General features: G+C 56.6%; 8 protein-coding genes. 1 reads left to right on the top strand and 7 read right to left on the bottom strand.

Annotated elements, in window-relative coordinates:
* Positions 1-49: 49 nt before the first annotated feature.
* From KGA83_RS06095 to KGA83_RS06080, 4 genes are all read right to left on the bottom strand, one after another.
* Positions 50-3787 (bottom strand): neuraminidase-like domain-containing protein, encoded by a 3738-nt coding sequence (locus tag KGA83_RS06095; protein WP_223529093.1) that lies wholly within the window; start codon positions 3785-3787, stop codon positions 50-52.
* 76 nt (positions 3788-3863) lie between these two features.
* On the bottom strand, positions 3864-8702 hold the full coding sequence (locus KGA83_RS06090) for a Tc toxin subunit A (RefSeq protein ID WP_223529090.1): 4839 nt from the start codon (positions 8700-8702) through the stop codon (positions 3864-3866).
* Between the two features lie 319 nt (positions 8703-9021).
* Positions 9022-9381, bottom strand: coding sequence for a PilZ domain-containing protein (locus tag KGA83_RS06085; protein WP_108215068.1), 360 nt, complete (start codon positions 9379-9381; stop codon positions 9022-9024).
* 232 nt (positions 9382-9613) lie between these two features.
* The gene (locus KGA83_RS06080) at positions 9614-9988 is read right to left on the bottom strand and encodes a tetratricopeptide repeat protein (protein WP_108215067.1); all 375 of its coding nucleotides are present in this window, start codon (positions 9986-9988) and stop codon (positions 9614-9616) included.
* A 172-nt stretch (positions 9989-10160) separates the two neighbouring features.
* Here KGA83_RS06080 and pyk point away from each other — a divergent pair, with 172 nt between their 5' ends.
* Complete coding sequence (pyk, locus tag KGA83_RS06075) at positions 10161-11612, top strand: pyruvate kinase (protein ID WP_223529087.1); 1452 nt, start codon at positions 10161-10163, stop codon at positions 11610-11612.
* A gap of 120 nt (positions 11613-11732) precedes the next feature.
* Here pyk and KGA83_RS06070 read toward each other — a convergent pair whose 3' ends face one another.
* Genes KGA83_RS06070 through KGA83_RS06060 form a run of 3 tightly spaced genes read right to left on the bottom strand, consistent with a single transcriptional unit; the run spans position 11733 to position 14546 of the window.
* A complete protein-coding gene (locus tag KGA83_RS06070; protein ID WP_223529084.1) occupies positions 11733-12482 on the bottom strand; it encodes an enoyl-CoA hydratase-related protein in 750 nt (249 codons plus the stop codon).
* Between the two features lie 29 nt (positions 12483-12511).
* Positions 12512-13447, bottom strand: coding sequence for an iron-sulfur-binding ferredoxin reductase (locus KGA83_RS06065; RefSeq protein ID WP_108215064.1), 936 nt, complete (start codon positions 13445-13447; stop codon positions 12512-12514).
* A complete protein-coding gene (locus KGA83_RS06060; protein ID WP_108215063.1) occupies positions 13440-14546 on the bottom strand; it encodes a GGDEF domain-containing protein in 1107 nt (368 codons plus the stop codon). Before KGA83_RS06060 ends, KGA83_RS06065 begins: the two co-directional genes overlap by 8 nt.
* Positions 14547-14584 lie beyond the last annotated feature (38 nt).

Here is a 14584-nt window from a genome sequence, read left to right as displayed (position 1 = left end):
CCCGGTTGTCAAACTAACGCCCCCCAAAGCCCTCAGGGCAGCGCCACCCTCAATCACCCAGTTTGTCCAGAACAGCTTTGGTGTAGGCTGAACCTCCGACCTTCGCCAGGTATCGCACGTGCACTATGATGTCTGTCAGGCTGTCGATCAGTTTGATCTGGTCTGGCGATTTGGGTCGTGGTAATTCGAAGTGCCAATGCGATACCGCTCCTGTTCCCTCAAATGGCAGGTAGCGTTCATCACCAAAACTCAGCTGGAACAAACCGTAGTCATCCAGACCGTGGCTGATTCCCTGTTGTTGATTGGGGCGCGGATTCAGAAAAATCCCCGGCGGTGGCATTTCCTCTCCGTCGCCATACAACCAGTCAAGTGAGTCGATATCGGCTTTGTGTACTGTGGTACTGCCGGTTTGCGTCAAAATGGCGTGAACATCCTGATAAGGACCGAGCACCGCGGGCAGAGACAGCGAGACACTCGTGATCTGCCGGCAGTAATGGCCGGGATAATCACTGTCGAATAATCTTTGGGAAAAGTTAAATTCAAGTTTGCCATTCTTGAGTTCGGCTATCACCGCTGCCCAGTCTTTCCCTGAGATGAACTCTGCTTTCTCGAACAGATCGCGCAAAGAGATGGTTTTGGTCAGCTCCAGCCGGCGTTCGTTTCGCTCAAGATACATGCGTTCCAGACGCAACAGGTCAAGCAACATGGATTCGCCCGCACTCAGGCCATGGTGATGGTCCATCCAGACATTAGGGCGAATGACCTGCGTGTCGAAATCGCCCATCTCGTATTGAAAGCTGGCTTGCGCACTCAGGCAAATGCCCACCACGGCGTCGTAAGCCTGGAAGTACAACGTGGCCATCTGGCTCAGCAACCAACGATAGAGTTCAACATTGGTGGACCGGGTTTTGTAAAAGGAAAAAATTTCCTGGGCCTGGTCATTGGCTTTTTGTGTTTGCGCCAGGCTGCTTCTCGCTGCGTTGAGAGAGTGTTGTTGTGCCGTCAGCTGTTCCTGAAGGACCAGCAGCTCGCTATTGGCCTGTCTTTCTGCAAAGTCCCACTCTTGTTCTCGACGGGCATAAAAAGCTGATCGATGTAGAATGTCGCCGATTGCAAATTGTAAACTGCTAGCTGCGTACAATTTATGAGATACGGCGTCCAGCGGTGCCCCAAAATCCGAGCCACCGACCGCCATACCGAAAATATTTGGTATGGCCCTCGCAGCAGCTGCAGCAGTATTTGGCGCTGCGGCTACGGCAGCCGTTAGCCTGCCTCCAATGTTAGCGAGGTCCCCAGCTATTTCCGGCACCAAAAGCGCGCTGGCACTGATATCCCTATAGTGCCGCGCCCGCTCTTCAACCATTTTCTGACTTTGTTTAAGCCCCTGCAGCGATGCCTCCATCTGCTTGATCGTTTCCTCCTGAATGGTCCTGGCATGTGCTCCCAGTGCGATGACATGACTCTGCTGCAGCTCCTCCAACTGCCCACGGTCACTCTGCTCCATCAGCTGACGCACTTCCCGACCAAAGCCGATCAGCGTTTGCACTGCGTTTTGTGCCGTGGACAGCAGGGTACGGAACCGATAATGCGGAATCGTCTTCCACCCGCCCGCATTGCGCGTTGCCCCCGATGAACCGCCAGCCTGGGCGCGAAGCAAATCAAGTGGATTCGTCGGCGGAGCATACAGCGCCAGCATCATCGGTTTGCCATCGATGGTCAGGTTATGCCGCATGTTCCACAAGCACTCGTCAATGTACTTCCAGGTGTCCAGCAACTGCTCGTTGGTGAATGGACGAAAGACACCCAGCTTCAATACTTCAAAATCGGGTGTGCCCTCGACGCGGGCGGGCAGGTTCGCGACGTCGACATCAAGTGTTCCCGCGAACGATTCCAGGGGTGAAACGGTTTCTGCCAGGTCGTCAAGAATGTCTTTGGCTGACTGCGGTTTCCAGTGGCTCATGGCTTTTGCTGTGGGTGCCGCCCCCATCAGTGACAACGCACGCACATATTGCAGTTTTGCTGCCGTCAGACTGTCGCGGGTCAATCGACGATAAAGCGAGTCGGCATGCGCGATGATGCAACGCACGTAGCCCATGAAAATAGCTTTGCGATAGTGAATGCGATTGGAAAAGGCGATGGCATCAGGGTCAACCAACCCTTTGGCCTCGAAGCTGATACTGCCCTCTTCCAGCAATGGGCGACAAAACCAGAACTGCTCACCGGGAACCGCTTCGCGGGTGCTTTCGGTGCGAATATGCGGGTTGAATATGTATTGATACCAGCGTTGCGACTCATGGTAGTTGCGCTGTTCGCAGAGCCGATGGGCAATCAGGAATGGCAGGTGAAAGAACAGTTCCCAATAAAAAGTGCCGTGGGCACTGTTGAAATCGATGGGAGCCCATCTAATTTCGTCATTTATGCCTTCAACCGGCAATGGTTCTTTTGTGTTCTGAGTAACCAGACTCAAGATGTCATCAATGGAGATAGCCGCTTTGGCTACCAGTTCCGGAGCAAAAAGAGAATTGAGGCGAATCCATTTGAGATCGGTGATATTCAACTTTGAAATATCCAGGAACTGCGCCCCGGATTTCTGCTTGCTGATCTGTGGTGCATCACCGAGGGTGACCGCACCATTTTTCAAATTATGTTGCAAACGGGTGTCAGCGAATGGGTCAGCAATCAGCGACTTAAAGTCTTCGCCGGAACCCAGCACGTCATCGAATATCGAATTTCTCGCCGCGAAAAAATAATCCCATTTTTCATAAGGGTCCTGAGCAGCAAAACATATAACCAACCTGTCATCGCTACTTTTGTCGCCAGCATAATTCACAACTGCCAACTTCGTTGAAGGGTCACCAAACCAATGCTTCAGCTTCTTTTTCCCCAGACTCGTCGGGGTCGACCATACTCCGTTCGCAGCCAGATAGGAAAGTTTTATCTCAAACTCCCACCAACCATTTAATTTAAGATGACCACCTTCATACTCGATCGTAAAATCGACCATTTCCAAACGCTCAACCTGAACCACCATCAAGCGTCCGGCGAAAAATACTGGGCGCATTTCCACCGTATCCTTCGCAGTTGGCAAAGTGATGGGGGCCCACTCGGTCCAAGCCGCAGGGTCAAGAAACTTGCTATTACTGTTTAAATCAACATGGGCTTTGCGCCAGAAATAGCCAAAAGGCTGTACCCTTTGCCGACCAATAAAATAATAATCGGCATTTTTGAAACTCTGGCCCTTTCCAGTTCCCACACCATCGATACTATTGATATAGCCCGAAACCAGATCGAGATTGCACACCTCTTCAAAGTTCTTCAAATGCTCAAACAGCGCCGTTTGCACAGCCGCTTCATTGAGCGTACTTTGACTCAGGTTATTCTCCAACTCCTTGAACGAATCGGACTTTCCAAGACGCAACGTCGGATTCAACCAATTCTCCGGATAATCGAGCAACATCTGATAACCGGCCCAATCACTGATATTGCAATAGCGCCGATGCCAGGCAATTAACTCTTCTTGAGTAAACTCTGTTGCATGACCAGGCTCCAGACCACCGTAGACAGCACCTATATACTGTTGAAGGCAAGCAATGGCTTCAGCCAGCCGCGAAGTATCGGGTTCCTGGCCAACCTGACTGTCCAATAAAAAATATTGATATAAGTCATCCAACGACGTCAGGTTAAGCTCCTTGGCATCAGGATCATTGGGCGTCACTTGCCCCAAATAAAAATCCGCCAAGGCCGAGCAGCGCCTTTCTTCCAATGTACCAATGATGGAGTTAATCATTTTTTAATGCTCCTGAATGCAGCATGCACCCGGCAGTTTCAATAAAAACACCCGTTCAATATTCAGCAATAAGTGTTCAGGGATTAATCAATGACTTTTTTCCAACGTGCACGTGAACATCCGGCGCCCATGCTTCGGTTGTGTCGATGTGTCGTTGTTTGACCGAGAACACATGCGGCCCTGTTGAAAGTGGTTCGGCAATCGTTACTTTCCAGTTGCCGTCAGCGCCTACGCTGGTTCTTGCCAGCAGCGCGCCCTGCTTACCTTCAAATACATATATCTGCGCCGAGGAACTACCCGTACCGCTGAGCTCCGGTTGAACGTCCACTTCAGCGTTTTGGGCAGGAATCGCCACCACCGGAGGTGGTGCATCCAGGCGACCCGGCAATATCAGGCGCTGATCAAGTCGATCGCAGTAGAAGGTCAAATCGAAGGCGCCGTTGCGCAGATTCTGGCAACTAATATCCCAACTGAGGGACGTGCCATTGGCGCCGATCGCTACATAGGCACCGGTTGCCGGGGTAAACAGCATTCCCATCCCCTTCGCCGAGAAATCACTGTCCCACGCCAGCATCGCACGAGCCCCTTCCAGGTCGACGCCATCAGGCAAGTTGATTACGAGCTTGTATTGATGACCTCTGATAAAGGCCAGTGGCACGCTGCTGTCAGGAATACTTGTCGTGGTGTCGGTCAACGTGAACGTCCAGTCAATGGCCGGAACGACTTGAAGATCGAATATGCGCTGGTCCTCCGCGCCAGCCTCACGAACTGCGGTCACGTCATACTTTCCAGCCACATCAACCTCGAAGGGGTAGGTTGAGCGCCCAATTGCGTCGGTAGGGATGCTGACAGATGCCAGCGGTTCTCCACCCGGACCTGCAACGCTCCACAAAATCGGGCAGTTGGCAATGAACCGGGACTGGTTATGCGACTCCTCTCTGACCGTGACCCACAGTAAGGTAGGCGTACCTGAACCTGCCACAGGGAACCGATAGTCCGCAGACTCTCCGTGAATAACCGCCGATCTGGCCACATCGATTTCAAGCTGTTGCTCGTCCATCTCGACCTTGGCGGTAAATGTCTGTTTCCCTGCTTTAACGTCAGGCACGGTGAACTCCGCGATCCCCTCCTCAGTGGTGAGTTTTGTTTCAATCGGCTCCTCTGCAGCATCGAGGTACAAGCCAACCGACACACCAGGGGACGGCAGCCTGCCCAACCCGAACACATGGCAACGAAGCACCAGTGGCTCCCCGTCCACGGCCATCGACACCACTTCCAGGAGAGTGATAGACGGCTTGTCGACAAAGGTGATGTTGTTGATGACCTTCGAATCCTTGGTGCTGTAACTGGCCACCAGACTCGCTTCTTCAACAGGCTCAATACTTCTGACACGGGTGCGGGCGATGCCCTCCGCATCTGTAATTGCCACTAGAGGATCAGCCACCACGCCCTGTCCTGAAAACGTCACGGTACGACCAACCCCTGGGTTGGAGTGCTCGTCGACAAGACGCACCCACACCGGAAAGATCCCTTCGCCGCCCGCCAGAAACGTCTCGTCTGGTTCTGGATCAGTTGTGCCGCCAAGGTCAAAGCCAAGCGAGAACTCATCGCAGTCGACAATGATCTTCGGTGCATAAACCACCTGAGCCAGACCATAAGAGCCTTTGATCTGCACCGCGCCCATCCACGTCCCTTTTTCTGGCCTGAAGCGAATGACCGCACGGCCCTCATGATCGGTAATTGAAATATCCTCCAGCAAACCGGGGCGGTCGGAGGTCCACCGAACCGTGATATTCGGCATTGGTCGGTTGGCAAGATCACGCAAGCACAACTCGACCAGCGCAACCTGATTCTCAGCATTGGCTATCAGGGTGTCATTGATGCAGCGGATTTCGTGAGTCACGCTCTGGCCGATTTCGCCAATTTCCCTGGATTGCCCCTCTACCGTCGACTCGGACAGGCTCTCAAGGACGTGTTCCGCCACGTCACGATAGGCGGGGGTGTCGCTGTCTGGAGTGAGCGATCCCAATCGGATAATGGCTTTCGCATCCAGCCCACTGCGGGTCGCCAGCCCACGAATGCGCAGCAGGGCATCCAGCGTGGTGACGTCACGAACGATCGGCATCGCAGGGCTCAAATAGAGGATGCATTCAAGCACCTCCCTGACGCCCCACTTCAGCACCACCGCCAGTCGAGTCGCGGCGGAATCACGGATCAGCCGCTGATCTTCCGGCGTCAGCATGGCCGGTAAAGCGTTGACCAGTTCCAGGTATTGCAACAGCGTTTGGGCGGGCTGCCCGGTGTGCATGACAGCTCGCTGAAACAGTGTCAGTTGATACAACGTACTCAAGGTAAGTGCTTGCGCATCATTGAGGCCGAACCATTGCCAGTTCCGTCGCGTCGTCAGGGCTACGAGCATCGCGGAACTCAACGACAACTTATTAACGACCTCGGCCCGCTGTACCAGATGCTCCAGCAGGTTAAGCACATCATCACCAACATTGATTTTATCGGCCCCCGAAGTAACCGCTGCGAGTGCCCGTGTGGTTTCCATCACCAACAGGTAAACACCACCCTTGTTGACCCATTTGAGCAGCGGCAACACCACATCTGGTGACACACTCAAATACACAGACAGACTTTCCTGAATCACTGCGCATTGCGCATCCCGGGCCTGCAGCACCAATGCCAAAATGACCGCGCGGGCATTATCCACATCGGCTTCGGGTAATTTCGCGTCCGCCACTGCCGCTTGAATCTCGGCAACGGCCCGTTCGTAATCGTTCTCATCGCTGGGAAGGTTCGACACCAGGCCATCGGCATCTACCAGTTGATCCAGTAGAGAGAGCCAACCTCGCGAAGGGACGGCGTTGTTCTGTGGAACACCCGCTGCCGTGAAGACTTCTTCAGTGAGCCGCACCGGCTGCAATCGCCCGTGGATTTCTTGCAGCAACATGACGTCTGCTTCAGTGGCCATGGGGGGAGCAATCACCTGAGCCACATGCTGTACCAGCCAGGTCACAGTCAGGTCGTTTTCCTGCAACCACTGGACACAGGTTTGTGCCGCATGGATAACACTCAGCACATCACCGACGCCACCGGTGCCGCTGATCAATAGGCGAGGCTCGCCGAGCAGTCGTTGCACCACTTCGCTTGCACCGCGCTCACTCAAGGTTTCCAGCAAGGCTGCCAGTTCTATCGGGTTGATGCGCAAAAAAGAAGCGAGCAGTACCAAGCGATAAAATGAAGACACGACCGACAGACTGCACTGCAGTTCGTCGCGCTGGTTATAACTCTTGGCGACGAAGCGCGCGAGGTATAGCCAGGTTTCCTGGTTGAGGCCCAGGCTGCTGCAAATCTGATCGACGGTGCGCTTGTCGTTGCGGGTTTGAGGCTCGATCGCGAAAAAGCGGTTATCCAGTTTCAGCGGCGCGTCGAACAAGGCCTGGACGTTGAAAATGCGGTCGAACTGAGACAATTCTTCTCCGCGACCGCAAGGGGAAATCTCGTCAATCAATGCAGCGAATTGCTCTGCAGTGCACTTGAACTGCAGACGGAACTCCTGGAACAAGCCGATGACTCGAAGGGTATTGTTGGTAATTCTGGAGGGTCTGTCTGCCAACTCCTTCAATCGGGTTGCAGGGTCAACGAAATCGCCCCGTACTTCGGCATTGAACGCTGCCATGATCAGTCGATCACATTGGTCTGGAGGCAGGTCCAGCCAGCGGCTCAGACGCAGCATGCGGTTCATCCGGTCAAAGCGATTGAGATCGTGCCGGACGAATTGGCGTGTGCCATCTGCCGGATCCGACAGGTCCATCGCCGCTGCCAAGCCATAATTAATGTAGCGCGAACCAAACTCTTTGGGCGTTACCGTCGCCGTCGTGGTTGGCAGGCTGACGTTGCTGGATTGTTTTGGTACAAACTCTTCTATGGACAACAGCGAGGTCAATGCTTTCGCATCAATCGAGGTTTGCGCGCAGAAATGTACCGAGTCCTTAAGTTTGTCAGCAGTAGATCCAAAGTTTTTTGTGTAAAAAACCGCCGCGTTGCCGGGAATAACAAAATTCTCGATCAATAAACGCTGCTGCTGCGGTCCGAGATTGCACGATTGACGCAATGCAATATCCGAAAAATCACCCCGCACGCCAGGCCGTCTGAAGTAGGGAGCAGTGTGATCGATCGATCGCACCACCTCGCCCAGAGAGAGCTTGTTCTTCGCCAGCACCACTTTGTATTGCTCGGCGTACCACTCGAAGGGCATGGAGCGATGCGGAAACCGTGTTTCCAGTAATTTGTCATCGACAACCTGACCTTCCAGCAATTGCGGAGCGAGGTGATTCTTGATAATGCTTTCTAGCACTTCATTGACCAAAGTGATGGTTGGTTTGATCTGAAAGGCGCTGGTCGGATCGATGATGAGCGATGTCAGATCGGGCCGCCGGGCTTCGAAGGTGAACTTCTTTTTTACGGCTCGTTCTTCCAGCGCTCGAGCGAGTTCTACCAGCCGCAGAAAATAGGCCGCTGGGGAAATGCTCGAATCCAGGCTTTGTGCAGGGGCAGCAGCTTCCCAGTCCGGGTTGAACAAATCGTCGAAGCTGGGCGTATCCACCAATGCCCTGATCCCGGTGCGATGCAGCGGATTAGGCGGCCCCTTCCTCACCAGTCGTTGTTCACGATATTCACGGGCACTGTGCACCGCCAGGCTCTTGGCTTTGTCCAGCAACGCTTGCGCTTCATCACTGCTCAACGTGAACGTCTGCACCACCCCCTCACGCCCCATTTTCAACAATTCGAAAACCGAGCCGCCCTCGTTGATAAAGCGCTCGTAGTTGACCTGGACAGAGTGGTCGAGGGTGCCTGGCGCCAACTCGAAAAGTTGTTTGAGGGGTGAGTTGAAGTAGTCCTTGCTCATCATGAATCTCCAGCAGGCCAAGGTGTGCGCTCTAAATACACCTGAAAGCGGAAGAGCGATTGCTTGCGGTTTTTTTACGCGGAACCATGGGGGTATTACATCTGTCATTTGTGACAGTCCCGACGAATGGTCGCGATTTATCAGTCGAGTGAGTTGGGGTTGTTGTTGGTGGAAAACGAGCAAGCGATCAAGACGATGTAACAGCAAGATCAAAAGATCGCAGCCTGCGGCAGCTCCTACACCGACCGTGGTCGCCGCATATTTTGCGTATGGACACCGGTCCTGTAGGAGCTGCCGCAGGCTGCGATCTTTTGCGGTGTCATGCAGAGGCAGGCAATGGCTGAAAACTGAAATACAGCTTCAACGCCTCCACCAATTGCCCATACTCCGGCGGTGCCCGTTGCAGGCTGAAACCGGCGTCATAATGTTGGGGGGCTACGTCTTCGTGACACCACAGGCAACAGGCCTGCAATTCGATGATCTGCTGGCCACCTTCGCTGGCGGGAATTTTCAGGCGCAGGTTGAAGTCGGCGCCGATCATCATCGGCAATTGGCTGATCAGCATCAGCCCGTCTTCAGAAACATTGCCCAGATTGCCGATGGGTTTGCCGGTGATGCCGTTGAACACTTTCAAGAAGTACGGCAGTTGATGCCGCTCGATTCGGCGGTCGGTGAACATGTGCAATTTCGCTATGCCAGGCTCTTAAGCAGAGCCGCACTACTGCTTCGGAACGGGCGTGCATCAAGTCTTTGCCCGCTCTCCCCGCTCCCGGTGCGCCGTCCTGACAGCGCAGAGTCTTGCTTGTGCCGGTCACAGGTGTTGCCCCGGTTCAGAAGCAAAGCTCTAAAACCGGTTCCCTGGACTATAGCTCACCACCGCCAGTGAGCCAGCGTTCACAGGGTTACTGCCATCAGAACTGCGTCGGTTTAACAGCCGCTGCACTGTGCGTCGGGTAGTGGTTAAGGCTCTGCAGGGTTTCAATGCGGGCACGGGCGCGGAAGGCGTATTCACTTTGCGGGTACGACGCGATGATGAACTGATAGGTCTGAACCGCATCGATATACATCTTCTGCCGCTCCAGGCACAGCCCGCGCATCATCGACACTTCCGGCCACACGTAAGGCCGCGCGCGGCTGTCGCGTTCGACCTTGGACAGTTCGAGCATCACCTGCTCGCAATTGCCCCGGTCATAGGCGCTGTAGGCGTTATTCAAATGATGGTTCATCGACCAACGGGTGCAGCCCACAACACTAAGGGTAAGGACGACTATGAGCACGATTCGCATGGGGGTTCTCCTGTCTTGAGCTCTGTATCGACCCGTGAGCGAAAATCTTCAGGCTGCCTGCAACCGAAAGTATTCGGTTAAAGAAACAAGCGAATAAGTAGTGCAAACGAACAATGACTACAACATCGGAGCGTAGTAGCCTCACTCAGCGCTTGAACTCAGGAGTCATTGCATGTCCGTCCGTCGTACCAAAATCGTCGCTACCCTTGGCCCGGCCAGTAACTCGCCGGAAGTTCTCGAACAGCTGATTCTGGCTGGCCTGGACGTCGCCCGCCTGAACTTCTCCCACGGCACCCCCGACGAGCACAAGGCTCGCGCGAAGCTGGTGCGTGACCTCGCCGCCAAGCACGGCCGCTTCGTCGCCCTGCTGGGTGACCTGCAAGGCCCGAAGATCCGTATCGCCAAATTCGCCAACAAGAAGATCGAGCTGAAGATCGGTGATCAATTCACCTTCTCCACCAGCCATCCTCTGACCGAAGGCAACCAGCAAGTGGTCGGCATCGACTACCCGGACCTGGTCAAGGACTGCGGCGTGGGCGACGAGCTGCTGCTCGACGACGGTCGCGTGGTGATGCGCGTCGATACCGCCACGGCCACCGAACTGCACTGCACCGTGACCATCGGCGGCCCGCTGTCCGACCACAAAGGCATCAACCGTCGCGGTGGCGGCCTGACCGCTCCGGCCCTGACTGAAAAAGACAAGGCCGACATCAAGCTCGCTGCGGAAATGGAAGTCGACTACCTCGCGGTGTCCTTCCCGCGTGACGCCGCCGACATGGAATACGCCCGTCAATTGCGCGACGAAGCCGGCGGCACCGCCTGGCTGGTGGCGAAGATCGAACGCGCCGAAGCCGTGGCCGACGACGAAACCCTCGACGGCTTGATCAAGGCGTCCGACGCAGTGATGGTTGCCCGTGGTGACCTGGGCGTGGAAATCGGTGACGCCGAGCTGGTGGGCATCCAGAAGAAGATCATTCTGCACGCACGCCGCCACAACAAGGCGGTGATCGTCGCGACCCAGATGATGGAGTCGATGATCCAGAACCCGATGCCGACCCGCGCTGAAGTGTCCGACGTAGCCAACGCCGTGCTCGACTACACCGACGCCGTGATGCTCTCGGCCGAAAGTGCCGCCGGCCTGTACCCGCTGGAAGCCGTCCAGGCCATGGCGCGTATCTGCGTCGGTGCCGAAAAGCACCCGACCAGCAAGACCTCCAGCCACCGCATCGGCAAAGAGTTCGAGCGCTGCGACGAAAGCATCGCGCTGGCGAGCATGTACACCGCCAACCACTTCCCGGGCGTGAAAGCGATCATCGCCCTGACCGAAAGTGGCTACACCCCGTTGATCATGTCGCGCATCCGTTCCTCGGTGCCGATCTACGCGTTCACCCCACACCGCGAAGCCCAGGCTCGCGCGGCGATGTTCCGTGGCGTGTATACCATCCCGTTCGATCCGGCTTCGCTGGCGCCGAACGAAGTCAGCCAGAAGGCTATCGACGAGCTGGTCAAGCGCGGCGTAGTACAGAAAGGCGACTGGGTCATCCTGACCAAGGGCGACAGCTACCACACCACCGGCGGCACCAACGGCATGAAGATCCTGCACGTTGGCGATCCGATGGTCTGAGTGACCGGTTGCTGAAAAACAAAAGCCCCGCCATGTGAATGGCGGGGCTTTTTGTTTTCTGACCCTTTTTTTGTATTGCCTGATCCGGCCCGCGAAGAGGCCAGCCTTGCCCCCAAAAAATCAATGCCGCTTGATAAACCCCGTCAACGCCGCCAAAGCCTCCGGCGACCGCAGCCGCTGAGTAAACAAAGCACCCTCTTCCTCTATCACTTTGCGGATCAACTCCCGATCCGGCGCTTTCATCAATTGCTTGCTGATCCGCACCGCTTCCGGTGGCAGCGACTCAAAGCGCAACGCCATCTCCCGCGCCTTGGCCAAGGCTTCCTCGCCACTGCCCAGCGCCTCGGACGCAATGCCCCACGCGGCCGCCTGTTCACCATTGAAACCATCACCGAGCAACAACAACTCCGCCGCCTTGGCCTGCCCGAGCAAACGCGGCAGGATCAGGCTGGAACCAAACTCCGGGCACAGGCCAAGGTTGACGAACGGCATGCGCAAACGTGCATCGCGACTGACGTAAACCAGATCGCAGTGCAGCAGCATCGTCGTGCCAATGCCCACCGCCGCTCCGGCCACGGCGGCAATCACCGGTTTGCGGCATTCGAGCAGATTGAGCATAAAGTGAAACACCGGGCTGTCGAGGCCACTCGGTGGTTGCCGGATGAAATCGGCGATGTCGTTGCCGGCGGTAAAACATTCGGCAGAGCCAGTGATCAGCACGGCGTTGATCCCGGGGTCGCTGTCAGCCAGTTTCAACGCCTCGGCCAAGTGGCTGTACATGGCGCGGGTCAGGGCGTTTTTCTTGTCCGGGCGATTCAGGCGCAGGGTCAACAGGCCGCGTTCGCGTTCAACTTCGATGGCATCGGTCATGGCAGGTCTCGCGTCTGAAAAGTCAGCGCTCAACCACGGGGCAGGAACACATCGGCCAGCAGTTGATTGCGCGGCAATCCCGCCAGATACAGGCGCCGGGCAAAGGCGTCGACACTGTCGGGGGCTCCGCAGAGTAAGGCCAGGGTTTGCCGCGAAACAAGCCGCAGTTGCGCCAAAGCCGCCGGCAACTCGGCCGGGGTCCACAGTTCGACACTCAGGTTCGGACGACTGGCGGCCATGGCTTGCAGGGGTTTGGCCAGGTAGTGCTCATCGGCATCATGGGCCAGGTGGATGACGCGGATGGCGCCTTGGTGATCTTGCCGCAGCGCTTCGCGCAAGACGCCAAACAATGGTCCCAACCCGGTGCCGGCCGCCATCAACCACAATGGCCGGACGTGCCAGTCCGGATCGTAATGCAAGGCACCGCCGCGCAGCTCACCGAGACGGATCGAATCGCCGATGCGCAAATGCCTGGCGGCATCGCTGAATTCCCCGGGCTTGCGGCAATCGAGATGAAACTCCAGAAAACGGTCTTCTTGCGGCAGGCTGGCGAGGGAATACGGCCGCGCCACGTTACCCGCCCACAACACCAGGTGCTGGCCGGCGCCATAGCGCAACGGTCGCTGGGGGATTACGCGTAGACGCAGGACCGTGGCGCTCAACCAATCGACGGCAGCCACTTCGGCCGGTCGGCCATCGGTTTGCGGGTCGAAGGCGTGCACCTGCAAGTCCTCGATCACCTGGCACTGGCACGCCAGGCGCCAGCCCTGTTCACGCTGCTGCGCACTCAAGGCATCCGGACGGCTGTCGCTCGGCAAGCCCTGCACACACTGCACCAGGCACGCATGACAACTGCCGGCGCGGCAACTGTAGGGCACCGGCACGCCGTTCTGGTTCAGCACGTCGAGCAGATTGCTGCCCGTCGCTACCGACCAGCGAAGTTCACCGACCCGCAACTCAGGCATCGACGTTCTCCCACGCCGCCGCACATCGGTTGCGGCCGTCACGCTTGGCGCGATAGAGCGCCTGATCGGCCTGTTGCAAGGCGTCATCGAGATCGTCGCCCAACTCCAGCAGGGTCATGCCGGCGGACAGGCTGAGGTTGCGCACATTCAGACCGATCAACTCGACATCGGTGAACGCGATGCGCAGCCGCTCGCAGCACGAAGTCAAACTGTCGGCATCGCAATCGGGCAGCAGCACCACGAACTCTTCACCGCCGTAACGGGCCAGAACGTCACCGTCGCGCAGGCAAGCGGTGGCAACGCCGGCAAAGGCTTGCAACACCTGATCGCCGGCGGCATGGCCGTGCAGGTCGTTGATGCGCTTGAAATGGTCGAGGTCGATCAGCGCCAGGCCGTGCACCACACCGGCGTCCATAGCGTTCAACTCGCGGGAAGCCAGGCTCAGGAAATGCCGGCGATTGAACAGGCCTGTGAGTTCGTCGGTGGCGACCAGGTCTTCGAGCTGGCGCATCATCCCGCGCAAGGTGTCCTGGTGCGCCTGCAACGCAAATCGTCGCTGGCGCATGCGTTGTCGCGAAGCCTGCACATAGCGGGCATACAGCACCAGCCACACCAGTACGATGAGCAGTACACAGACCTGGAGCACCGCCATGGCCGGGTCAGGCAGCTGGAAGTGGTAGCCCTCCCACAGCGTGATCGCACTGAAACTGAAGAACACCAGCAGCGCGCACCGTACAAGGGACCGGCGTGACAGATGGAACAGGCCGAACAACAGGATCAGCACGTAAAACACCAGAAACGCACCCCGGGCTTCGTCCAGATGGGCGATCAGCCAGGTTTGCCACCCCAGCCCCAGCAACACTTGCGCCTCGGTCAGGCTGGGGTCGGCGAAACGCAGGTTGTAGCCGCTGTAGAACACCGCGAACAGGATGACCTGGCTGCTCACCACCAGTGCGCTGCCGACGGAGACACTGGAAAGCGGCGCGTCGTAGTGACCGGTAAAAAACGCCAGCCACAGCAACAGCAATGCCAGGGCATAGGTGCCGGCCGCGAGGGCGAAACGTTTGAGCAACAGGCGCTGGATGGCGTTATGGGTCAATCGTAGATTCACCGAATGAAAGGAGACTGACAGAGCGT

The organism is Pseudomonas sp. GL-R-19 (assembly GCF_019956375.1).
Classification (GTDB): domain Bacteria; phylum Pseudomonadota; class Gammaproteobacteria; order Pseudomonadales; family Pseudomonadaceae; genus Aquipseudomonas.
This window is presented reverse-complemented; position numbering and strand designations above follow the sequence as displayed.

Bases quoted from the DNA above. Each gene is read 5' to 3' on its own strand.
- KGA83_RS06080 (WP_108215067.1), bottom strand. From the start codon at position 9,988: ATGCGAATCGTGCTCATAGTCGTCCTTACCCTTAGTGTTGTGGGCTGC.
- KGA83_RS06065 (WP_108215064.1), bottom strand. From the start codon at position 13,447: ATGCCTGAGTTGCGGGTCGGTGAACTTCGCTGGTCGGTAGCGACGGGC.
- KGA83_RS06090 (WP_223529090.1), bottom strand. From the start codon at position 8,702: ATGAGCAAGGACTACTTCAACTCACCCCTCAAACAACTTTTCGAGTTG.
- KGA83_RS06085 (WP_108215068.1), bottom strand. From the start codon at position 9,381: ATGTTCACCGACCGCCGAATCGAGCGGCATCAACTGCCGTACTTCTTG.
- KGA83_RS06070 (WP_223529084.1), bottom strand. From the start codon at position 12,482: ATGACCGATGCCATCGAAGTTGAACGCGAACGCGGCCTGTTGACCCTG.
- KGA83_RS06095 (WP_223529093.1), bottom strand. From the start codon at position 3,787: ATGATTAACTCCATCATTGGTACATTGGAAGAAAGGCGCTGCTCGGCC.
- pyk (WP_223529087.1), top strand. From the start codon at position 10,161: ATGTCCGTCCGTCGTACCAAAATCGTCGCTACCCTTGGCCCGGCCAGT.